The organism is Polyangium mundeleinium, from assembly GCF_028369105.1.
GTDB classification, from domain to species: Bacteria; Myxococcota_A; Polyangia; order Polyangiales; family Polyangiaceae; genus Polyangium; species Polyangium mundeleinium.
In genome coordinates this window covers 10,639,871-10,661,489 of the sequence record NZ_JAQNDO010000001.1, presented here as the reverse complement: position 1 = coordinate 10,661,489, position 21,619 = coordinate 10,639,871, and the positions used below count along the sequence as shown (strand labels likewise).

18 protein-coding genes are annotated in these 21,619 nt (G+C 68.4%); 8 read left to right on the top strand and 10 right to left on the bottom strand.

Translation table 11 applies throughout. The features are described from left to right. Window positions 1–6: 6 nt before the first annotated feature. From POL67_RS41845 to POL67_RS41835, 3 genes are all read left to right on the top strand, one after another. Complete coding sequence (locus tag POL67_RS41845) at window positions 7–1,134, top strand: NADPH:quinone oxidoreductase family protein (RefSeq protein WP_271926682.1); 1,128 nt, start codon at window positions 7–9, stop codon at window positions 1,132–1,134. 132 nt (window positions 1,135–1,266) lie between these two features. Next, window positions 1,267–2,871: an ABC-F family ATP-binding cassette domain-containing protein gene (locus tag POL67_RS41840; protein WP_271926681.1), complete on the top strand. Its 1,605-nt coding sequence runs from the start codon at window positions 1,267–1,269 to the stop codon at window positions 2,869–2,871. Window position 2,872: 1 nt separating this feature from the next. Then, window positions 2,873–3,664 carry an NRDE family protein gene (locus POL67_RS41835; RefSeq protein ID WP_271926679.1) on the top strand — a complete coding sequence of 264 codons (792 nt, stop codon included), beginning with the start codon at window positions 2,873–2,875 and terminating at the stop codon, window positions 3,662–3,664. Here the strand turns inward: POL67_RS41835 and POL67_RS41830 are convergent. Together POL67_RS41830 and POL67_RS41825 are read right to left on the bottom strand one after the other, a co-directional pair. Then, the gene (locus tag POL67_RS41830; protein WP_271926678.1) at window positions 3,656–5,026 is read right to left on the bottom strand and encodes a cytochrome P450 family protein; all 1,371 of its coding nucleotides are present in this window, start codon (window positions 5,024–5,026) and stop codon (window positions 3,656–3,658) included. The genes POL67_RS41835 and POL67_RS41830 overlap by 9 nt on opposite strands. A gap of 27 nt (window positions 5,027–5,053) precedes the next feature. Then, window positions 5,054–5,701, bottom strand: a complete 648-nt coding sequence (locus POL67_RS41825) for a TetR/AcrR family transcriptional regulator (protein WP_271926677.1) — start codon at window positions 5,699–5,701, stop codon at window positions 5,054–5,056. Window positions 5,702–5,828: 127 nt separating this feature from the next. Here POL67_RS41825 and POL67_RS41820 point away from each other — a divergent pair, with 127 nt between their 5' ends. The 3 genes from POL67_RS41820 to POL67_RS41810 are packed head-to-tail and all read left to right on the top strand — an operon-like array spanning window position 5,829 to window position 9,550. Continuing rightward, on the top strand, window positions 5,829–7,073 hold the full coding sequence (locus POL67_RS41820; RefSeq protein ID WP_271926676.1) for an HlyD family secretion protein: 1,245 nt from the start codon (window positions 5,829–5,831) through the stop codon (window positions 7,071–7,073). Window positions 7,074–7,083: 10 nt separating this feature from the next. Next, a complete protein-coding gene (locus tag POL67_RS41815) occupies window positions 7,084–8,673 on the top strand; it encodes a DHA2 family efflux MFS transporter permease subunit (RefSeq protein ID WP_271926675.1) in 1,590 nt (529 codons plus the stop codon). Window positions 8,674–8,716: 43 nt separating this feature from the next. Then, window positions 8,717–9,550, top strand: a complete 834-nt coding sequence (locus POL67_RS41810; protein WP_271926674.1) for a sigma-70 family RNA polymerase sigma factor — start codon at window positions 8,717–8,719, stop codon at window positions 9,548–9,550. Between the two features lie 12 nt (window positions 9,551–9,562). Here the strand turns inward: POL67_RS41810 and POL67_RS41805 are convergent, their stop codons facing one another. The 5 genes from POL67_RS41805 to POL67_RS41785 all read right to left on the bottom strand — a co-directional run bounded on the left by POL67_RS41805 (window position 9,563) and on the right by POL67_RS41785 (window position 15,536). After that, window positions 9,563–10,336, bottom strand: coding sequence for a LamG domain-containing protein (locus tag POL67_RS41805; RefSeq protein WP_271926673.1), 774 nt, complete (start codon window positions 10,334–10,336; stop codon window positions 9,563–9,565). Between the two features lie 391 nt (window positions 10,337–10,727). Next, on the bottom strand, window positions 10,728–11,144 hold the full coding sequence (locus POL67_RS41800; RefSeq protein ID WP_271926671.1) for a hypothetical protein: 417 nt from the start codon (window positions 11,142–11,144) through the stop codon (window positions 10,728–10,730). 80 nt (window positions 11,145–11,224) lie between these two features. Beyond that, window positions 11,225–14,023, bottom strand: coding sequence for a CHAT domain-containing protein (locus POL67_RS41795; RefSeq protein WP_271926669.1), 2,799 nt, complete (start codon window positions 14,021–14,023; stop codon window positions 11,225–11,227). After that, on the bottom strand, window positions 14,020–14,877 hold the full coding sequence (locus POL67_RS41790; RefSeq protein ID WP_271926668.1) for a hypothetical protein: 858 nt from the start codon (window positions 14,875–14,877) through the stop codon (window positions 14,020–14,022). The genes POL67_RS41795 and POL67_RS41790 overlap by 4 nt, the downstream gene beginning before the upstream one ends. After that, entirely contained in the window at window positions 14,874–15,536 is a 663-nt protein-coding gene (locus tag POL67_RS41785; protein ID WP_271926667.1) for an RNA polymerase sigma factor, read from the bottom strand. Before POL67_RS41785 ends, POL67_RS41790 begins: the two co-directional genes overlap by 4 nt. A 532-nt stretch (window positions 15,537–16,068) precedes the next feature. Between POL67_RS41785 and POL67_RS41780 the strand changes: the two genes are divergently transcribed. Then, window positions 16,069–16,536, top strand: a complete 468-nt coding sequence (locus tag POL67_RS41780; RefSeq protein WP_271926665.1) for a hypothetical protein — start codon at window positions 16,069–16,071, stop codon at window positions 16,534–16,536. On the opposite strand, the gene POL67_RS41775 is transcribed toward POL67_RS41780, so the two are convergent. From POL67_RS41775 to POL67_RS41765, 3 genes are all read right to left on the bottom strand, one after another. Further along, window positions 16,537–19,053 (bottom strand): M1 family metallopeptidase, encoded by a 2,517-nt coding sequence (locus POL67_RS41775; RefSeq protein WP_271926664.1) that lies wholly within the window; start codon window positions 19,051–19,053, stop codon window positions 16,537–16,539. 228 nt (window positions 19,054–19,281) lie between these two features. Beyond that, window positions 19,282–19,968: an NAD(P)H-binding protein gene (locus tag POL67_RS41770; protein ID WP_271926663.1), complete on the bottom strand. Its 687-nt coding sequence runs from the start codon at window positions 19,966–19,968 to the stop codon at window positions 19,282–19,284. Between the two features lie 16 nt (window positions 19,969–19,984). Further along, entirely contained in the window at window positions 19,985–20,656 is a 672-nt protein-coding gene (locus POL67_RS41765) for a TetR/AcrR family transcriptional regulator (protein WP_271926661.1), read from the bottom strand. Window positions 20,657–20,734: 78 nt separating this feature from the next. Between POL67_RS41765 and POL67_RS41760 the strand changes: the two genes are divergently transcribed. Next, on the top strand, window positions 20,735–21,436 hold the full coding sequence (locus POL67_RS41760; RefSeq protein ID WP_271926660.1) for a TVP38/TMEM64 family protein: 702 nt from the start codon (window positions 20,735–20,737) through the stop codon (window positions 21,434–21,436). Window positions 21,437–21,619 lie beyond the last annotated feature (183 nt).

Here is a 21,619-nt window from a genome sequence, read left to right as displayed (position 1 = left end):
TATCTTTTGGAAACGGCCACATCTCTTCCCCCCGGCAAACAGGTCGTCGTCGCCGAATTTGGCGAGACCCCGCTCGAAGCCATCGAGCGCCATACCTCGCTCGTGGACATGCCTCCGCCCGATCCCGCGACGCTCTCGGCCCGTGATGTGATCGTGGCCGTCAAGAGCGCGTCCGTCGGCTGGGTCGACCTCCTGATGACGAGCGGTCAATACCAGCACATGGCGCAACCGCCGTACTGTCCCGGCCTCGAGTATGCGGGGGTCATCGCCTGGATGGGCGAGGAGGCCGCAGCGGCGGGGCGTTTCGCCGTGGGGGATTCCATTCTCGTGGACGGCTTGCTCGCCGGTCCACGTTCCCTGGGCCCGTATCAGAAATACGGGGGGTTTGCCTCGTACGCCGTCGCGCCGATCGAGGCCGTACAACGGATCCCGCAGGGGCTCGGCTTCGACGAGGCGTGTAACCTCCTCGGAAACTACGAGACGGCATACCATTGCCTCGTCACGCGCGGGCGTCTCCGCGCGGGCGAGACCGTGCTCATCCACGGCGCGTCCGGCGCGACCGGGCTTGCGGCGGTGCACCTCGCCAAGCTCCTCGGCGCGAAGGTGATCGCGACGGGTCGCTCCGACGAGAAGCTCGCCGTCGTGGCCGCGCAAGGCGCCGATCACGTCGTCAACTGCAAAGGCGAGGGCGGCGGCATTCGAGCCTTCCGCGCAGACGTGAAGGCATTGACGGGCGGCGAGGGCGTGGACGTCGTGTACGACGGCGTCGGCGGCGAGATATCGGTCGAGAGCTTGAAGTGCGTGCGTTTTGGCGCTCGGTTCCTGATCGTCGGATGGGCCTCGACGCCTTTCGTGGCGAAAGGCAAGGGGCAACGCGGCGCGCCGAACGTCAACGTGCTCCCGACGAACCTCATCATGATGAAGGGCCTCGACGTGCTCGGTTGCCCGGCGGCCATCTCGACGCTGCACGATCCCTCGATTCGCGCCCCGCGGCTCGAGCAGATCTTGCGATGGGCGAACGAGGGCAGCATCCGGCCGCTCGTCGCGAAGCATTATCCGATGGAGCAATACGCCGAGGCGATGCGATCGAAATGGAATGCAGAGGTCGTCGGCGGGATCGTGCTCCATCCGTGACCGCATACCGGGCGAGGGGCCTCGGGTGACTTCGGTGACTCGTACTGCGGCCCACGTCTGCCGGCTACCTTCGACCTATCCTCTCCATGGCTGCGGCGAACGTCGGGAACACGTGCTAGGTCGGGCGCCGCGATGATCACGCTCGACAAGCTCTCCAAGCGCTTCGGCCCGAAAATTCTCTTCGAAAACGTCTCGATGCGGTTCGATCCGGGCAAGCGGTACGCGCTCGTCGGGGCCAACGGCGCGGGAAAATCGACGCTGCTCAAGGTCATCTCGGGGGAGCACGAGTCGGATCAAGGCTCGGTCGAGATCCCGAGCAAGCTGAAGGTCGGCGTGCTCTCGCAGGACCACTTCGCCTATGAGTCCGTCCGCATCCTCGACGCCGTGCTCATGGGCAACCGTGTCCTCTGGGACGCCACGCAAGAGAAGGAGCGGCTGCTCGAAGGCGAGATGGACGATGAGGTCGGCATGCGCCTCGCCGAGCTCGAAGGGACGATCGGCGAGGAGGACGGCTACACCGCCGAGGCCCGCGCCGCGGAGATCCTGGAGGGCCTCGGAATCACGTCGTCCCGGCACCTCGACACCGTGAGCACGCTGGCAGGCGGGTACAAGCTGCGTGTGCTCATCGCGCAAACGCTCTTCGCAGGCGCCGACGTCCTCTTGCTCGACGAGCCGACGAACCACCTCGACCTCGACTCCATCCGGTGGCTCGAATCGTACCTGACCCACGATTTCCGCGGGACGCTGCTCGTCGTGAGCCACGATCGGCATTTCATGAACGCGATCGCGACGCACGTCGCCGACGTCGATTACCAGACGGTCACCGTGTACACGGGCGACTACGACGATTTCATCGAGCAGAAGACGACCGGGAAGCGCCAGTCGGAGGCCGACGCGGCACAGAAGAAAAAGAAGATCGCCGAGCTCAAGGACTTCGTGGCGCGCTTCGGCGCGAGCGCGAGCCGGTCGAGCCAGGCGCAGTCGCGCGTCAAGGAGATGGAGAAGCTCGAAAGCAGCATCCAGGTGCGGCGATCGAGCGTGGTGCGTCCGTACATCAAGTTCGAGATCGAAAAACCGTCCGGTCGCGACGTGCTTCGCGTGGAGGGGCTCTCGAAAAGCTTCGATGATCTGCGGGTGATCGAGGGGCTCGGGTTGAACCTGAACCGCGGCGACAAACTCGCGGTGATCGGGCCGAGCGGCATCGGCAAGTCGACGTTGCTCAAGTTGCTCGTCGCAGAGCACGCGCCGGACGCGGGGACCATCGTGTGGGGCCACGACACGAGCGTGGGGTATTTCGCGCAGGATCATCACGAGGCGCTCGAACCCGGCTTCTCGGCGTACGAGTGGCTGCACCGCTTCGATCCGGAGGCGCAACTCGAAGACGTGCGTTCGGTGCTGGGGAAGCTGCTCTTCAGCGGAGAAGCAGGGCTCAAGAAGACGGAGAGCCTGTCAGGCGGGGAGGCTGCGCGGCTGGTCCTGGCCAAGCTCATCCTGCTGAAGAACAACGTGGTGGTGCTGGACGAGCCGACGAACCACCTCGACGTGGAGAGCATCGACGCGCTCTTGCAGGCGTTGATCGCCTTCAAGGGGACAGTGGTGGTGACGAGCCACGATCGGCATTTCATCGGCAAGCTCGGGACGCGCGTGCTCGAGCTGTCCCGCAAAGGGCCGCGGCTCTTCAATGGGACGTACGACGAGTTCCTGGAGCGGTTCGGGGACGAGCAAGGGGAGCGTTGACATGTGCGTGCTGTTCCTGGGCTTCGCGGCGCATCCGGATCACGACGTCGTGCTGGCCGCCAACCGCGACGAGTTTCACGCTCGTCCGACCCGGGAAATGCACGCTTGGGACGATCACCCCGACCTCCTCGCCGGGCGTGACCTGCAGAGCGGCGGGACCTGGCTCGGCGTGACGCGGTCCGGGCGCTTCGCCGCCATCACGAACTTCCGGGACCCCGCGGCGCAGCGCAGGGACGCGCAATCACGCGGCGCGCTCGTGGTGGAGTATCTCCTGGGCGACGGCGCGCCGCATGCGTTCACCGAGAGCCTTCGCCCGCGCGCGAGTGCGTTCAACGGGTTCAACCTGATCGTGGGCACGCGGCGCGAGGCGGCCTATTTCGCGAGCCTGACGGGCGAGTCGCGTGCGCTCGCGCCCGGCGTGTATGGGCTCAGCAACCATCTCCTCGACACGCCCTGGCCGAAGCTCGTGCAGGGCAAGGGCGCCTTCACGAAGCTGCTCGAATCACGTCCGCTCCCGGAGCCCGAGGCGTTTTTCCAGATGTTGCGTTCGGATCGGGGGGCGCCGGACGCGGAGCTCCCGGATACGGGCGTGGGATTGGAGATGGAGCGGATGCTTGCGCCGCTGTTCATCGAGGATGCGAGGAGGCCTCCCTTGTACGGGACGCGGTCGAGCTCGGTGGTCGCCTTCTCGAAAACGGGCGAGGTCAGGTTTTGGGAGAGGAGCTTCCTGCCGGGAACCGAGCCTCGGCAGGTGGAGAGGTCGTTCCGGACGCTTGACGCGCCGTTAGAATAGCACCGGCAGCTCGCGGAATCCGCGCAGCCCGGCAGCGCCGCCCCAGCGCAGCGTCTCGGCCGGCACGGCGAGGCGCAGATCGGGGTAACGTCGGAACAGGATCTCGAAGGCGATTTGCCCCTCGATGCGCGCCAGCGGCGCCCCGAGGCACAGGTGAATCCCCTTGCCGAAGGCGATGTGCCGGTGGGCGCCTTCGCGCGTGATGTCGTACGCGTGGGGATCCTCGAATTGCGCGGGATCCCGATTGGCCGAGCCGAGGCCGATCATGACCTGCCCGCCCTTCGGGATCGACACGCCGGCAATCTCCAGGTCCTCCCGGGCGGTGCGCACGGCGCCCAGGTAATCGACCGGCCCCCAATAGCGAAGCGTCTCCTCGACGACGCCTTTGGCGAGCCCCGGATCCGCCTTGAAGCGGGCGAGCTGCTCGGGGTGGGTCAAGAGCGCGACGACCCCGTTGCCGATGAGGTTCACCGTCGTCACGTGCCCGGCCAAATAAAGGAGGAAAACCATCGAGAGCAGCTCTTTGTCGTTGAGTTTGTCGCCGTCCTCCTGGGCGTGGATCATCTGGCTTATCATGTCGTCCCCCGGCGCGCGCCGCTTCCGCTCGAAGAGATCGACGAGGTAGTGGCTGAACGCCACGAGCATCTTGCGGGTCTCCTGCATGACGACGGGGTCCCGGTTCTCGATCCGGAGCTCGCCCAATTGGCTGACGGTCTCGCGGTCTTCCTCCGGGATCCCGAGCATGTCGCTGATCACCGTCACCGGCAGGGGGTACGCGAATGCCTTGACCAGATCCATTCGCCGCTCCGGCGCCGATTCGCCACGCGCGGCGGCCTCCTGCTCGGCCTTGTCGAGCAGGTCGTCGGTGAGGCGCTGGATGCGCGGCCGGAGCGCCTCCATCGCGCGGGCATTGAAGCTTGGCTGGACCAGCTTGCGCAGCCGCGTGTGGTCGGGCGGATCGAGCATGAGGAGCGAGTATGCGATCGGCCGGAGCTCCTCCGGCACCTGCGGCATGTGCGCTCGTTGCTCCGGCGTCATCCGCGCGAAGGGGTCGGACGCGAGACGAGCGTCGAGCAGCGCGTCCGCCGCCTCTTCGTAATGGCTCACGAAGAGCACCTCGCCGACGGGGCGATCGCCCGCCATGACGCTCTTCCGCTCTTCTTCGTCTCGGGGGAACGGGTAATGACGGGCGCGTACGACGGGCCCCTTGGCCCGCGCCTCCTCGTAGATTTCGGGGGACCTGGCGAGAAAGGCCGGATCGGATCTATCGAGCACCACGGACCCGAGCTCGGGCGCCTCCTTCGTGGCGCCCCGCGCGTCGTCATTGGCATCGCGCTGCGCGCGCGTTTCGTTCGATTGCATGGTCGTGTCGTCCTCTCTTGGTTCCTTCTACTGCTGTGGTTCGTTCGGCAGGCGCGCCGCGCCCGCGCGGGCGCCCGCGAGCACGGTGTCGATCGCCGCGGCGGCGTAGTCCTCGCGGATGTCCTCGCCGCGGTGGATGAGGCGCGCATAGATCCCCCCGAGGATCAGATCGAGGAGGAGCTCCGGATTCACGTCCGCGGGTAGCTCGCCGCGCGTGATGCCTCGCTCGAGCAAGGCACGATTGCGCTGCCAGCGTCGGTCGCGCAGGCTCCTCGAAAGGGCCTCGACTTCCGGGTCCGCGCGCTCCGTTTGAAGCATGCGCACGATGCCTCGGCCCGTGGGGGTCTTGCACGTTCGCACCGTCCTCATCACCACCACCAGGAGATCCCCGCGAAGCGTGCCCGTGTCCGGCTGCTCCTGCTCCTCGTTGGCGGCGCGCAAGGACGCCGCGACGAGCTCCGCTTTGGTCGGCCAGCGCCGGTAGATGGTCGTCTTGTTTACCCCCGAGCGCGCCGCCACGTCTTCGACGCGCAGCGCGCCGTAGCCCACGCGCCCGAGCTCCTCGTGCGTCGCGGTGAGTACGGCCGCGACCACGCGCTCGGCGCGCCCGCGGACACGTGTGCCTTCGGTGCGGCGGGTTCGTGGAACGGGCGGGGGCGTGTTCGCGCGGTGCATGGGCTCTCGGTCTACCGAACGGATCCTCCGAAATTTTCGTGCTGATCTGCCTCAAAGGCAACTAGCTGTTGCCAATGTACCCGCTGCTGGGTACTATGGCAACAGCTAGTTGCCTTGAGGGTCACGCATGAGCACCGCGACATCCGCTTCCGACGTCGTTCCCCAAGCCCCCTCCGTCGAGGGGAGCGCTGCCGCGGGCGCCTCCGCGAAGCCGAAAAGCAAGGGGCGCCCGCTCCTGTTCGTCCTGCTGCTCGTCGCCGTCGTGGGCGGCGGGGGGTACTGGTGGACGCACCGCACCGTGGAGAGCACGGACAACGCGCAGGTGGACGGCGAGGTGATCGCGGTGCCAGCGCGCACGGGCGGGACCATCGCGCAGGTGCTCTTCACGGAGAACCAGCAGGTCAAGGCGGGCGATACGCTGGCCGTGCTCGACGACGAGAGCGCGAAGGCGAAGGTCGCGCAGGCCGAGGCCAACGTGGAGGCGGCCGAGGCGGCGGCCGAGGCGGCCGAAGCGGACGCGCGCGTGGCCGAGATTAACGCCCTCGGCAACAAGTCCGTGGCAGCGGCGTCGCTGCAAACGGCGCAGGGCGGCGTGGTGTCGGCGGCCGATCAGCTCAAGGAAGCCGAGGCTTCGGTGAAGTCCGCGGACACGGCCTTCAAGCAGGCCGAGACCGATCGCAACCGCAACCGCAAGCTGCTCGAGCAGGGCGCGCTTCCGCAAGCCTCGTTGGATCAGGCGGAGACGAGCTTCGCCGTGGCGCAGGCGAACCTGGAGGCGGCGCGGGCGCGGCTGTCGACGCTGCGGGCAAACATCGCCGTGGCGCGGAGTCGCACGACGGAGGCCTCGGCCAAACTGGAGCAAACGAGCAACGTGGACGCGCTCGTGGCGCAGGCGCAGGCGCGCGCGAAGACGGCGCGGGCGCAGGTGGCCATCGCGAAGGCGGCGCGGGATCTGGCGAAGCTCGAGCTTTCATACACGCGCATCGTGGCCCCCGCGGACGGCGTGGCTTCGAAGAAGACGATCGCCGTGGGGCAACAGGTCGCGTCGGGGCAGGCCATCGTGCAGCTCGTGACGCCGCTCGTGTGGGTGACGGCGAACTTCAAGGAGACGCAGGTCGCGAAGATGCACGCGGGCCAGCCCGCGCACTTGGTGATCGACGCGTTGCCGGGCGTCACGTTGCACGGCGAGCTCGAGAGTTTGTCCGGCGCGACGGGCTCGCGCTTCACGCTGCTGCCGCCGGACAACGCGAGCGGCAACTACACGAAGGTGGTGCAGCGCGTGCCCGTGCGCGTGAAGCTGCGCGACGTGCCGCAGGGCCTCGTGCTGCGGCCGGGCATGAGCGTCGAGCTGTCCATCGATACGCGCGGATAGGAGGTTCGTCGTGGCCCAGGCTCAGCTCGCTGTCGCGCCGCCCGCGCTCGCCGTCGCCGCGCCCCAAAACAACAAGTGGGCCGTGGCCATCGCGGTGGCCATCGGCGCGCTGCTCGAGGTCATCGACACGAGCATCGTCAACGTGGGGCTCGCCGACATGCAGACCTCGCTTGGCGCGTCGCTCAGCCAGGCGAGCTGGATCGTGTCGAGTTACGCCGTCGCGAACGTCATCATCCTGCCGCTCGCCGCGTGGCTGGGGCACAGGTTTGGCAAGAAAAAGTATTTCATCTTCTCGCTCGTGGGCTTCACGGTGGCCTCGCTCCTGTGCGGGCTCTCGACGAGCCTGCCGATGCTGGTCATCGCGCGTGTTTTGCAGGGGATCACGGGCGGCGGCCTGATGGCCAAGGCGCAGTCGATCCTCTTCGAGACGTTTCCCAAGGAGGAGCAGGCCACGGCGCAATCGTTCTTCGGGGCCATCGTCATCGCGGGTCCCGCGATCGGCCCCACGCTGGGCGGTTACATCGTGACGAACATCGGCTGGCGGTGGATCTTCTTCATCAACCTGCCGCTCGGCGTGCTCGCGGTTCTGCTTTGCCTCTCGGCGCTCCCGCCCGACGAGCCGCACAAGACGCCTCCGAAGGGCATCGACTGGGCCTCCATCGCCATGCTGGCCATTGGCCTCGGTTGCCTGCAGACGTTCCTCGAGGAGGGAAATTCCCACGACTGGTTCGATGATCCGATGATCGTCGTCCTGTGCGTCGCGTCGATCGTGTCGCTCGTGCTCTTCGTGCGGCGCGCGCTCGCGTCGGACGAGCCCGTCGTGGACCTGCGCGTGCTCCGGTACCGCTCGTTATGGGCGGGCAGCATCCTCTCGGTGGTCGTGGGTATGGCCCTGTATGGCGGGCTTTTCGCGGTGCCGATCTTCGCGCAGACGAACCTGCGTTACACGTCCCAACAGACGGGCCTCATGATGCTGCCCGGCGCGCTCGCCACGGCGGCGATGATGCAGGTCGCGGGGAGGCTGGCGCGGAAGATGGATCCGCGGCTCATGCTGGTGATCGGGGCGCTCATCCTGGCGGGCTCGCTGGCGATGTTCTCCACGATGAATCCGATGACGAGCGGCGACGATCTCTTCTGGCCGCTCATCGTGCGCTCGTTGGGCACCGTGTTCATGTTCTTGCCGCTTTCGATGGCCTCGCTTGGTCCCATTCCGCGCAAGGACGTCGCCTCCGCGACGGGGTTTTTCAATTTGACGCGCATGCTCGGGGGCAGCGTCGGCGTCGCGCTGCTCTCGATGATGCTGACGCGGCGGCAGGCCTTTCACGCGGCCGTCGTGGCAGAGAAGCTCGTGTCGAACGATCCTGCGACGATCGAGCGAGTCAACATGCTGACGGGCGCGATGATGGCGAAAGGCGCGTCCGCGGTGGAGGCCAAGCAGCGCGCGCTTTCGCTGCTCTCAGGGACGGTGGCGCAGCAGGGCTCGATCATGTCGTTCGCGGACACGTTCTGGCTCGCCGGCATGCTGATCGTGCTGTTTTTGCCCCTGGTGATGCTGCTCGGCAAACCGCAGCAAGGGGTCAAGGTGGATGCGGGGCATTGAGGGCAAGCGCCCCCCGCGAACGTTCAACGAGAGGAGCTGTCTCTTGCGCGACGGAGAGAAAGAAAGGCGTCGAAGGCTGGGCGCGGCGCCGCGCCACGACGCGCTGTCGATGTACCGCGCCGAGATCGCAAGGCGGCGGATCCTGACCGCGGAGGTCGAGCGCGATCTCGCGATTCGCTGGAAGGCAGGCGATCGTGAGGCCGGGCGGCTGCTCATCGAGGCGTGCCTGTCGTACGTGATGACGATCGCGCGCGAATACCAGCGCTGGGGCGCGCCGTTCGAGGACATCGTGCAGCAGGGCAACATCGGCCTGCTCCAGGCGGCCGAGCGCTTCGATCCGGCGCGCGGATATCGGCTCGCGACGTTCGCGAATTACTGGATTCGCGCCGAGATCCGCGATTACGTGACGCGTAACTATCGGATCGTGCGCCTCGGCACGTCGAAGGCGGAGCGGCGGGCGGTGCGCTTCTTTCGCCGGGCGTTCGTGAAGGATGCGACGACGCTCGCCGAGAAGACGGGCCTGTCCGAGCAGCGCGCCCACGAACTGATCCCCTTGCTCGCTGGGCCCGACGCGCCGCTCGATACATCGACCCACAGCGACGGCCCGGCGGACGGCGCGCCCTCGCCCGAGGCAGAGGTTTGTCTGGCCGACGAGCGCGCGCGCCTGCAATGCGCCGTGAAAACAGCGCTGGCCGAGCTTTCGCCTCGGGAGCAGCAGGTGCTCGAGCGGCGCCTGATGTCGGACGAGCCGGCGACGCTGGCGGAGCTCGGGTCAGCGTTCGGCGTGAGCAAGGAGCGCATCCGCCAGGTCGAGGAGGCCGCCAAGCAGCGTATGCGCGGCCGCCTGCGAACGCTCGCGGGCGAGGTCCCGTCGTAGCCTGCGCGTCTGTCAGTTCAGGCACTCGGCCTTCAACGTCCCGATCTCCGCGGCCGTGAGCGCGCGGTTGTACAGATAGACGTGGTCGATGTTGCCATTGAACGCGCTCCAGGACGGGTGATTGCCGATGACCACGGGGCGGCTCGACGGCTGCAGCGTCCCGCTCGCCGGCGTGGACGCCACGAGGGTGCCATTGCGGTAAAGGAGCAGGTTCGCCCCGTCGTAGACGCCGGCCACGTGTTGCCACACGCCCGTCGTCGCCGGCGCGGTCACCTCCTTCGTGACGCCCCACGAGCCGCCGGGGAATGCCACCGCGAAAAAGACGTTCCCCGAGGACATGGCGAGCTGGTAGGAATCGAGGGCGTACCATTTGCTCAGGATGGTGCCCGACGCGGTGGACTGGGGCTTCACGCAAGCCGAGACGGTCATGGCCGTCGTGAAATCGAGCGCCGCATGGTCCGGGATTTCGACCTTGCCGTTGGTCCCGTTGAACTCGAGGCTCTTGCCGCCCTTCGCGCCCGCCGCGCAATTCACGCCGCCCGACCGGACGCCGTGCAGATCGTTGCCCGATGAATCGAACGCGGTGGCGCCGCTGCAGTTGACATCGAAATGCCACGCCGCGACGGGCCATGCGATTTGCAGCGCCTCCTCGGCCTCGCCGACGAGCGCCTCCGCGCCGTCCTCCTCCGCGACGCCGTCGTCCGCGACGCCAGGGGCCGCAATACAAGCCGTCGCGACGAGGCCGGTGCCGATGAGCAATGCCGCGAAAATCGAGTTCGTCTTCATGGAAGTCTCTCTTTCTCTGGGTACGAATGGGGTTCGTCTGGTGCCCCCGCAGGGGCGATGGCTCTCGGGGCAGACGTGCCCGCGGACGCTCGTAGCGCCCGTACCTCGCCTTCCCACGCGGAATCTCCGAGGCAGCGCTCTTTCCGTGTCCTCGCGCTTGCCTCGATGGTTCTTACGACGAGGCCTCCCGGTTTCTGACGACCCTCATCATTTTATTTTGGGGGCCGCTACGGCTTCGGCGCGACACGGCTTTGATCGGATCCTCGCCGCGCGCACGTGGGCGCATCACGCATGGGGATGCGCGAGGCGGCGGCGGAGGCAATACGGGTGGGCAGGGGGCCGGGAGGCGGGAGGAGGGGAGGCGGGGCGGCGCGCAGGGGGCGCGCGCGGGTCATTCGATGGGGATTTCGGACTTGAACGTGACCGGGATGATTTGTTTTTGCTGACCCGTCAGGCCCTGCCAACTGAGCTCGCCATAAGCGACGTCCCTCGTCGCGCCGTCCGGGACCGCATACGTTGCTTTGCCCGGAGCGTACGTTCGGGGCGCGAGGCCGACGTGCCTCTGGAGGACCTGCTTCGTCGGCGTGTAAAGGATGAGATCCATCGTCGGCATGTTGTCCCTGCCGTCCAGCGAAGCGTGCACCGCACGTTCGGCCAGCACGTACGAGCACGCGCCGCATTGCGGATCGGTCGGCTTCGGCAGCGTGCGGGCCATGGCGACGCCTCCGCTCTCCTTGGTGTCGGGGACGCTGCCCGAGGCGCAACCCATGACCAGAATGCACAATCCGAACGCAATTCGATTTCGCATCGTATCCTCCGCGCCTATCCCTTACGACGCCGCCCCTCCGGGTCTGACAACCTCACCACTTTTTTCTGGCAGCGCGCGAATCAGGGCACGAGCACGCGCAAGCTCGCCCAGTCGGACGCGGCGTCCTCGGCCCGGACCGCGAGCGCCGCGTCACGCAGGGCGGCCACCGCGTCGATCGGGCCACGCGCGGAGGGCGATCCATAAAGCGCCGCCATCATCCGCTGGGCCATGTGATCGTCGATCGGGCGCGTCGCCGCGATCACCGACCGAGCACCGACCACGACGAACGCCTGGGCAAGCCCGAGCCCCTCGGCCCGCGCCTCGGCCGCCGTCCGCGCCGTGTCGCAACCGGAGAGCACGACGTGCGCCGGTACCCGCGGCAAGGAGAGGACGTCCCGCACGCTCAGAAAGCCGCCCTCCGCGAGCGGCAAGCCGCTCTCCCACCCGTCACGCCCGCCGAAGAAGCCATGCCCCGCATAGTGGAAGAGCACGGCCCCGGGGGCTTCGAGCCCCTCGCGCACCGCGCCCAGGGTGGCCTCGCGGGCCCACAAACGCCGCACGCGAAGGCCCCCTCGTTCTTCGAGCGCCCCGGCGACGAGCTCGGCCTCGCGCCGCGCCGCCGGCAGGTCGCGCCGCGGATCGGCCACCACCACGGCCCAGGCCGCTTGCTCCACGGCCGGCACCGGGGCGCTTTCGCCGCGCCCGGGGAGATCAACGGCATAAGCCACCGGCGCGCGCGCGAGCAGCGGCGCGCCTTTCCAGGGCAGCGCGTGAACATCGATGCGATCGAGCTCGCCATAAGGCGCGAGCCGGATCCGCCGTGCGTTCGTGAGGGCGTCTCCGAAGGGGTCGAGCAGCAAGCGGGAAAGCTCCTCCGGGGTCGGAGAGGCGCTCGGCGCGGGCAGCCTGCGCGCCGTGACGCCCTCGCGGGTGAGGGCAAACCCCGCCCAGCCGGCGCGGATCGGGTGGTACACGAGGAGCAGCTCGCCCGGAGCGACGGGGGGCAACGCCGCGCCTCCGTCGACCTCGACGCGCCCGAGCACCACAAGCGCTTGATCGAGCGCAGCTTCGAGCTTCGCCTCGCGGGCGCTCCTCGCGGCGCGGGCCCGCGCGAGCGCGTCGGCCGCGAGCTTCCAGTCGCCGCGGGCCTCGTGATCGAGCGCATCCCGCTCGCGCCGATACGAAAGAATGGCGCCCTCCCAGCGAGCGCGCTCCTCGGGGCCGAGCGCCTCGATGCGGCCCTGCCATCGGAGCGCCGCGAGCGACCGCGCGCGCGAGCGACGCGCGGCCATGGCGGCCTCGGCCGGATCGTGGCGCAGGAGGAAATCGACCCGCCGGCGAGCGCCCTCGTCGAACCGGCCGAGGAAGGTCTCGCGCCCCTGCCCCAGCGGGACGAGCAGGCTGTGGTCGTCGAGGAGCGCCTCGGCCTCGGCATACGCCGTCTTCGCGGCGGCCACGCGCCCGAGCACTTCGAACGCCTCTGCGCGCCCGAGCGCCGCGCGAAAGCGGCTCGCCGGGAGTACGCCGGCCGCCGCGATGTCCGCCATGCGTTCGTAGATCCGGAGCGCGCGTGCTGGATCGCCGCGCCCGAGGGTGATGCGACCTTCGATGTCGAGCAGCCACACCACGAGGCGCGCATCCGGATCGGGCCGCTCGCGGCGCGCGCGGGCGAGGTACGCGGCCGCCTGCGCGGCGTCTCCGCCGAACAGCTCGGCCAGCGCGAGGTTGGTGAGCGCATTGGCGAGCTTCTCGGGGTCCGGGCACGCGCCCTGATGAAGGGCGAGCGCGCGCGAAAACGCCGCGTGGGCGTCCTCGATGCGTAGCTCCGACCGATCGCCCCGCGCGATGGCTTGCAAGGCGAACCAGCCGACGCTCGTATGCATCGAGGCCGTTCGGCACGGGCTCGCGTCTGCGGGGAACGACGCGCGCACCTCGGCGAGGCGCGCTTCGCCCTCCGCGCCTCGGCCGAGGATCTGCAGCATGTCGGCTTCGAGCTGCAGCACGTCGAGGCGGTGCATGGCGAGCCCGAGCCGCTCGGCGCCCTCGGCCGAGGCGCGGAGGAGCCGCAGCGTGGTGCGCAGATCGCCGGTCTCGGACGAGAGCAGCCCGGCGTAGTAGGACAGGAGCACGCGCCCCTCCGGGTGGCGATCCGCGAGCGGTTCGAGGCGATCGAGCACGCGCCGCGCCTCGGCGAGCCTCCGCCCGTGGTAGGTCAACGTGTAATAGAGCGCGAACCCATCGAGGAACTCGTCGGAGATCCGGCCGAGCGCGCGGTGGGCCCGCATGCTGTCCTCGAAGCGGCCGATCGCCTCCTCGATCCGGCCCTGGGCCCGGTCGATCCGTGCGAGCTTGCCGAGCGCTTTCGCCCTGCGCGTCGGATCGGGATCGGAGACCACCTTCGTGAGGCGCGCCGCGGCCTCATCGAGTTTGCCCGCCTGGCGAAGGGACTCGGCCTCCTTCAAGGCGGGATCGGGGCTCGGCGGGCGGATCGGCAGCCGGAACGACGCGCGCCGATCGCCGAGCGTGGCCGTGACAGAGAGCTCGCGCGTAGGGGCGGGGACCTCGATTCGGCCGAGCGTGCCGCCCTGGATTGCGGCGCCGTCGAGCGGCGCGGCGTCGTCGTCGAGGGCTGCTTCGATCCGGGCCCCCGGCGGCGCTTTCACCCAGATTCGCAGCGTTCGATCCTCGGGCAGCTCGCAAGCGGGATCGGCGAGCACGGCGCCGCAGCCCGCGACCTCGACGTCGAGCGGCAGGGGCGGCGGGGGCGGCGGGGCGGAGGCGGTCGCGTTGGGGCGTGTATCGCCGGGCGTGAGGAGCGCGAGCGCGAAGAGCAGGGCGGGAAAGAGCGAGGACGCGCGCGCCGGTCTTGGCCGCCTCATGGGTCCACGAGCACGATCGACTGGCGAAACTGCCGCACGCGCGCATCCCGCTCCCCTGCGGCGCCGCGGACCACCGCGTCGGCGTCGGGCAACGCTCCGGGGCGGCCGACGGCGATCACGAGCTCGTACGAGCCTGCGGGCACGTTCGGGAACAGGGCTTGTCGATCTCCTGTGATCTGGATCGCGCCATCGGGTGAAATTTCAGGCTGAACCTCCCACACGCGCGCGCGCCCATCCTGGATCAAGAAGCCGCCCGTGGTGATGGGCTTCCGGTCCGAGGTGGCTGGGCGGAGCACGATCTCAAGGGACGAGCCTGAGCCAAGACGCACGGTGGGGCGCGGCTCGGCCGGGATGGGCTCCGTGCGGGTGCTTCGTTCGCCGCCGAGGAGGGTGAGCTCGTAGGCAGGGACCGGGTCCTGGGAGGACAGGAGGGCGATCGGGCCGTTGTCGTCGGTGCTCGGTAATCCCCGCAGCCCGACGAACAGGGCGACGGCCGCGGCGGCGGCCAGCGCGACGGCGATCACAGGCCGCCATGTGCGTCTTTTTGGAAGCGGGATCACCTGAGCGCCTTCGCGCGGCGGCGCCGGGGAGCGGCTCTCCTCGGCGCCGGCTTTCTCCCCCTGCATCTGCGCGAGGATCCCGTCCGTGAACCGCGCGCGGGCCTGCTCGTCGAGCGGCCGGAGCATGTGCCAGGCCTCCTCGTGGCGCGGCGAGTTCTTCGCGAGCTCTTCGAGCGCTGCGCGATCTTGCTCGGGCAGCTTCCCCTCGACCAGGGCGGACCAGCGCGGATCGTCCTCGACCTCGTCGTCGCGCGCCGCCTGCGCCACGGCTTTCAGCAGCTCATCCGTGGTCATTCGGGGGGCCTCCGGAGAAGGGTACGATCCGAAGCCTCGTTTTCTGACACGATCTCGGCGGCGATCTGCCGGACGAGCTTCCCGATCCGGCTGCGCCACGCGTAGACCGCGTCCGGCGTCAGGCCGGTGTCCGCGCAGACCTCCTCGGTGGCTCGCTCCTCCACGAAGAGCAGGAAAAAGAGCTCGAGCCCGCGGTCGCTCAGGCGCTCGCGGAGGCGGTCGACGATCGTGCGCAAGGCCTCGCGGGTGAGGGTCTCGAGCTCGGGCCCGACGTCGCCCGGGGGCGCGTCCTCGGCGAGATCCTCGTTCGTGGTCGGATCCTCGGTCCAGGGGCTGCGCCGGCGGCTGCGCAGGATGGAGGCGATCTCGTGGTCGGCGAGCAGTCCGACGAAGCTTTCGAGCGACGAGCCGCGGGCGGGGTCCCACTTGCGCAGGGCCTGCCCGCCGTTCGCGAAGATGGCCAGGAACACGGACTGCGTGAGGTCCTCGACCTCCTGCCGGACATCCCGCCCCAGCGCCGCCCCCCGGCGCCGCCGGAGCGCCCTCGCGACGCGCATCTGGATGACGGGCGTGAGCCTGTCGACGAGCGCACGCACGGCCTGCCGCTCCCCCACGAGGGCTTTTCCCACCAGCGTGACGGTCAGCTCGGGAGCGAGCACGGCCGAGAACCTACCGTCCTGCCCGCGGAGGGGGCAAGCGGACGGCGGAAAGCGGGAGCGTGCCAGACGACATCTCCCCCTACCCGAGGAGCGCTCCCCGCCCGTCCCGCCCCACCCCTGCATCGTCCCGTGGGCCTCTTGACAATCGGGGCGGAGCCTGCGCTTCTGTCCTTTGGCGAAGCGCGATTCCGCAGACTCCTTCGAGGTACTCATGCGCAGGCGACAAGCTCTCCAAATCGCAGCAGCCGCAGCGTCGCTCCCATGGACGGGGTGTGGTGCCAGCGCTCCGAACCCTGCGACAGGGCAAACGGCCTCCGCGACAACGGCTTCCGGCAAGAGCGCCGCCCCCACGCCCGGACCGACCGCGCAGCCGAACGCGACCGCGGCTTCCTCCGAAGCCCCGCCGGAGCCCGCCGCGAATGCGGCTCCCGAGCCTGCCGCGAATACGGCTCCCGAGCCCGCGGCAAAGCCGCCCGAGCCGTCGTTTTCAAGGGTGATTTGCAGGGTTGGAAAGAACCATGGCCACGTCTTCGTGGTGACGCTGGCCGACGTCCTGGCGGGGGTCGAAAAGACCTATCCGATCGCGGGGACGGCGAAGCATCCGCACGAGGTGACGCTCACGGCGGAGGATATGAAGACCCTTTTGAAGGGGGAGCTTTTGCGCGCCAAGAGCACCCAGGGTCTCACGCATACGCACCGCGTGCACGTGCGATGCGCGCCCGCGGAGGATCCGCCGGAGTGGGTGAGCGTCTGTTCGGCCGAGTTCACCGGGAAAGACGAGCACGAGGTGGTGATTACCGCCGCCGACATGGCCTCCGGTGCGGACAAGACCTACGATGTGCAAGGTCTCGCCGGGCATCCGCACAAGCTGACGCTGACCGCAGCGGATTTTCAGAAGCTGAAAAAAGAAGGGGCGGTCTCGATTCAGACCTCCCGCCTGGACGAAGATGCCCACCTGCACGTGGTGATCATCCGGTATCGCCCTCCGAAACGCGGGTAGTCAGGGGCAGAGGGCGGGATCCTCGACCCGCGCGGCGGCTTTGGGAGCGAGCGGGGCGTCCTTCAGGCCCTCGGCAAACGCAGCCCACGCCGTGGCGTCATCCGCCGTCAGCTTGAAGGCCGCGCACACCGCGCGCTGATGCGCCACCCGCGTCCACGGCGAATGGAGCAGCACGTCGAGGCCCGCCAGCGCGTCCGCGTTTTCGGCCGCCGTGGGGGCCATGGTCGTCACGACCGCTCGGATGGCCTGCTGGAGCACGTCGGTGTCCTCGGTCGTGCTGAGCAGCTCGACGAAGAACGTCCGCCATGCGGGGATGTCCGTTGGCTCGAGCCCGCTCAGGTACGAACGGAGCTCCATGGTCGCGAGCCAGCGCGCCCTCGCCGTGTTGGCTTGTTTTGCAACGCTGCCCCAGGTCGACATCGCGAGCGGCGCCGGGATGTCGAATGCGGTGAGGTAGCTCAACCGGAGATAATCGAGTTCCCCGGACGGGAGCCCCGTCGCGAGGCTCGTCCAGTCGTCCGCGAAGGCGGTCACTGGATCGAACATGCTGCACGCGCCATAGCCGTAGACCTGGATCAAATCGAGCGAGAAGGGCGGTGGCGGGACCAGAAGCGCCTCGTTCAGCGTGGTCGTCCAGGCCGCCGTGGTCGCTGGGTCGAGCCCCGGGTCGCTTGCCACCGAACAAGCGGTGCTCAAGGCATTGGCCTGGGTCCACTCCGAGTCGAGCCCAGTCACGAACGCCCCGAACCCCTCCGGCGTGGCGCCCGGCAAGGACGAGGACGTGAAGATCACTTCATCCTGGGCAGCCGAACCGATTTCGAGAAAACGAGCCTCCGCCGCCGCGCTCATGGGCACGAGGAGCGGCAGGACGTTCGCGTAATAGGCATTCATGGATTCCTCGTCCACCAAAAAGGAATCCCAGGGGATGTGGTGGTCTTTGGGATCGATCACGAGGAACTCGCCGCTCGTCTGCGGTGCCACGTCGAAAGGTTCCCCGACCGGGAGCGTCTCCGCCCGCACCGAGCCGTCCTCCGCGACCCAGCCGATATCGAACGGAACCATCAGCGCCCCGTCGGGGTCGTGCACCGTCACGGTGGCGCCTCCGGAGGGCAGCGCGCCGATCGTCAGCGTGGGAAGGCTCTTCGCGTCGACTGCGTGTTTTGCTTGCGCCGTGGCCTCCGGGCCGAGCGCCTCGGCGAAAGCCCCGAGAAACTCCTCGGTCCCGATCGCCCCGAAGCGGTGCTCGTCGAGAATGTTCCGCAGCGTCGACCAGAAGGCCTCCTCTCCCACCAGGCTTCGTATCTGCGTCAAGAGCCATGCCGCGCGGGTGTACGGCCCTGTGGTGTACTTGTCCGCGAGCTTCAGCGACGTGTCGCGGATGGCTTCGCCCTCCATCGCGAAGAACTCATTGGCGTTCAACGTGAAGGGGCCGTCCGTGTCCGTGTGCGCGCGGAGCCCCTCCGGCTCGAGGAGCGTCGCGATGCCCTCCTTGATCCAGAGGTCGTCCCAGCTCTCGATCGTCACGAGATCCCCGACCCACTGGTGCGCGAGCTCATGCGCCGTCAGCGAGAGCTCGGCGCCGAGCGGCTCCGTGCCCGCGCCTTCGTAATGGAACGAAATGCTCGCATTCTCTACGCCGGTCGCGGGGAAGTTCGGCAGGTGCACAACCGCGTACTTCTCAAAGGGATAAGGACCGAGCAGCTCCTCGAAATGGTCGAGCAGGCCCACCATCTCCCCGAGCACTGCCTCGTAATGCCCTTGCAGCCCGCGCCGGTGCCAGATGGAGACGGGCAGGTCGCCCTTCGTCGTGCTCTCCACCTCGAAATCGCTGATCGCGAAGGCCATCAGGTAGGTCGGCAGCGTATACGTGGTCTCGTACTTCATCCGGTGGGCCCCGTCCCCCTCCGGCTCGTCGGAGACGAGGTCTCCGTTGGCGATCATCTTTTCCGCGCCATCCATGCCCAGGGAGACGGAGAAGATCGCACGATCCGAAGGCGTGTCGTGGCAAGGCATCCATCGCCTCGCGCCGATCGGCTCCGACATCGTGAAGACCGCGCGCACATTCAAGGGGTCGCCCTTGCGGTTTTCGATCACGGGAATCAAGGCGTCGCTCGGCGCCGCCTCGTAATCGACCTCCAGGGTGATCTTCACATCCGTGCCGAGACCAGGCACCGTGGAGACGTCCACTTGGAGCTGCTCCTCGCTGGCATTCGCCGAAAAAGGCAGGGCTCCGCCGCCCGCGAGCCGCACCGCTTTCACTTCGGCCACGGCGCTGTCGAGCGTGATTGTCGTCGTCCCCTTGGCCAAGGGCGCAAGGGTGATCTCAACCGTCGCGGCGAGCCGGCCTCGCGTCCAGTCGTAGTCCCCCTTCAATTCGTACCGCTCGACGTCGACCTCGGCGCTCCCGGGGCCGGGCGGCTCTGGCTCGGGCGTGCATCCGGCGGCGAGCGAAGACGCCAGGAGGATGCAGGACATCCAGCGCAGGCCGGGACGCGAGGGCCGTCTCGTGACGTTCATGGATTCTCCTCGAAAGGACAAGGAAGACGCCACCCTGGCGCCGATGGGCGACCGGCCGAGGCAAGCCTCGTCAGGCGCGCGCGCGCCCGATTGCAGCGGGTGTGCCAAGACGCCGTACGGCGTTCCGGCGCAGGAAGGAGCGGTCGGCGCGCGGCCGGTTTGCGCAACGTTGCCCGAACTGTGAAAGCCCACTTGCGCAATCTGCGCAGCGCGAGGGCCTGGCTGCCCTCAGCTCGCCGGCCGTGAATACGCCTGCGAGAATGCGCCGAGCTCGTGATTTTCCAGCACGCGCCGGTCCGCGCCGTGCCTGGCCACCTGGAGCATCGCCCGCCCCACGTCTTCCGTCGTGATCATGTACTTGGGGGCAATGCGGCGCCACACGGGAAACAGCGGTCCCATGATCGCGTACCCGATGCGATAGAGCCTCGTCTTGGAGACGATGCCGTGACGCGGCTGGATGTACCCCGGCCGGAACATGTAGCTCGCCTTGAAGGGCAGCCGCAGCAGCGCATTTTCGGTCTTGCCCTTCACCCGGGCCCACATCCAAGGGCCGCGCTCGGTGCTGTCGGTCCCCCCGCCGGAGACATAGATGAACGTCATCCCGGGGCTCACCCGGACGAGCGTCTCCGCCGCCGCCATGGTGAAATCGTAGGTGATGTGATGATAATCGGCCTCCTTCATGCCGGACGCGGAGACCCCCAGGCAGAAGAAGCACGCATCATATCCGGCGAGCTGCCCCTCGATGGCGGAGAAATTCGTGAAATCCTCGTGCAGGATCTCGCGCAACTTTTCGTGCTTCTGCCCCGTCGCGCTGCGCACCACCACGAGCACGCTCTCCACATCCGGGTCGAGCAGACACTCCCGCAGCACACCCTGTCCGACCATCCCCGTCGCACCAAAGAGAAGGACTTTCATCTCTCTTGCCCTCGAACTATCGCCCTTTGCCGCGTGGCTTGCGTGGCCGGCTGCCGCCGCCCTCCACGTATGGGCTCGCCGTGGTCTTCTCGGCCTCCCGCAGCGGCAGGCACATCACGCGCACCGCGATGCTCATGCTCTCGACGAATTCATCGCGGGTCGCGCTGCCGTGCTTCAGCCCGCGCGCCGTGGCATACAACGTCTCCGCGAGCTTGGGCCCAGTGACCCCCGCGGGCTTGTAGATGGCCAGAAGGCCGGAGGCGCGCAGGGCCTTGGCCACGTCCTCGACGAACTGCGCTTCATGCTCGCCGACCATGGGGCCGACGAGCTCCTTCGCGGCGGGGCCGAGGTCCGAAGCTTCGGGCCCGAGCGCGCCGACGAACCGGCCGACCCACGCGTCGAACGCCGCCACGAGCCTCTTCTCCAGCGGCAGCTCCGCGTCCGCGAGGACCGCCGTCGCGCTGGCGAGCGCGGTGACGAGGAGATATTCCACCGACGCGCAGAACAGATCTTCCTTGGTGGCGAAATGCAGGTAAAGACCCTGACGCGAGATGCCCGCGGCGCGCGCCACCTCGTCCATCGACGCCTTCCGGAAGCCGAACCGCGTGAACACCGTGAGCGCCGCGTCCATCAGCTTGCGGCGGCGCGGGTCTTCCACGTACCTATCGCTGGAGCTCGTCTCGCTCACGGTGGTCAAAGTTGACACTGCAAGCCAAACTTGTCAACCAGACTTGACAAGGGAGACGTGAATTGTAAACCTCGTCGCGTGCGTTCGCCCGACCCCCCGCCTGACCCCGCGGCGAGCCGCTCGCTCCGCAACATGAAGATCGCCGCCGTGGCCGCGGTGGCCATCGGGCTCGTCGTGGCGCAGCGCTTGGGCCTGTTCGAGGTCTTCAGCGAGCCCGCGCGCATCAAGCAGGCGCTCGTGGAGCTCGGGCCGGCGGGGTATTTCGCGTTCGTGGCGGCGTACGCCGCGCTCCAGCCGTTTGGCGTGCCGGGCACGATCTTCATCCTCGCGGCGCCGCTCATCTGGCCGTGGCCGGTGGCATTCGCGCTCTCCATGGTCGGCACCATGGCGGCGAGCGTGGTGGGCTTCTCGTTCGCGCGCTTCGTCGCGCGTGATTGGGTCTCGAAGCTCGTACCGGCGCGCTTCCGCGCCTACGAGGAGGCCCTCGAAAAGCGAGCCTTCTTCACCGTCTTTCTGCTCCGCCTCATCTTCTGGATGCCGCCCATGCTCCACGTGTTCTTCGGCATCTCGCGGGTGCGGTTCCAGACGCATTTTTGGGGCTCGCTGGCCGGGTATTTCCTACCCCTGCTGGCGACCGCCTATTTCGGCGAGAAAGTCTTCGACGCCATGCGCAGCGCGCCGCCTTCGGTGTGGATTGGCATGGGCGTGGCGACGGTCACCATCATCGTCCTCTTCTGGCTCGTCACCCGTCGCTCCATGCGAAAGGTCATTCCCTCCTGACGTGCGGCGTTCGGCCTGGCGGCCATTGATGACGCGCGGCTCGCCCGGGCGCTCGGGACGATTTCGGGCGTGGTGCCATCGCCGTGACGGCGACGGCGACGGCGACGGCGACGGCGCGGGCTGAGCGTAGTCAGCCGCGGCGCCTTGGTGTAGTATCCGGAGGGCGTGGTGCGACTTGTGCTT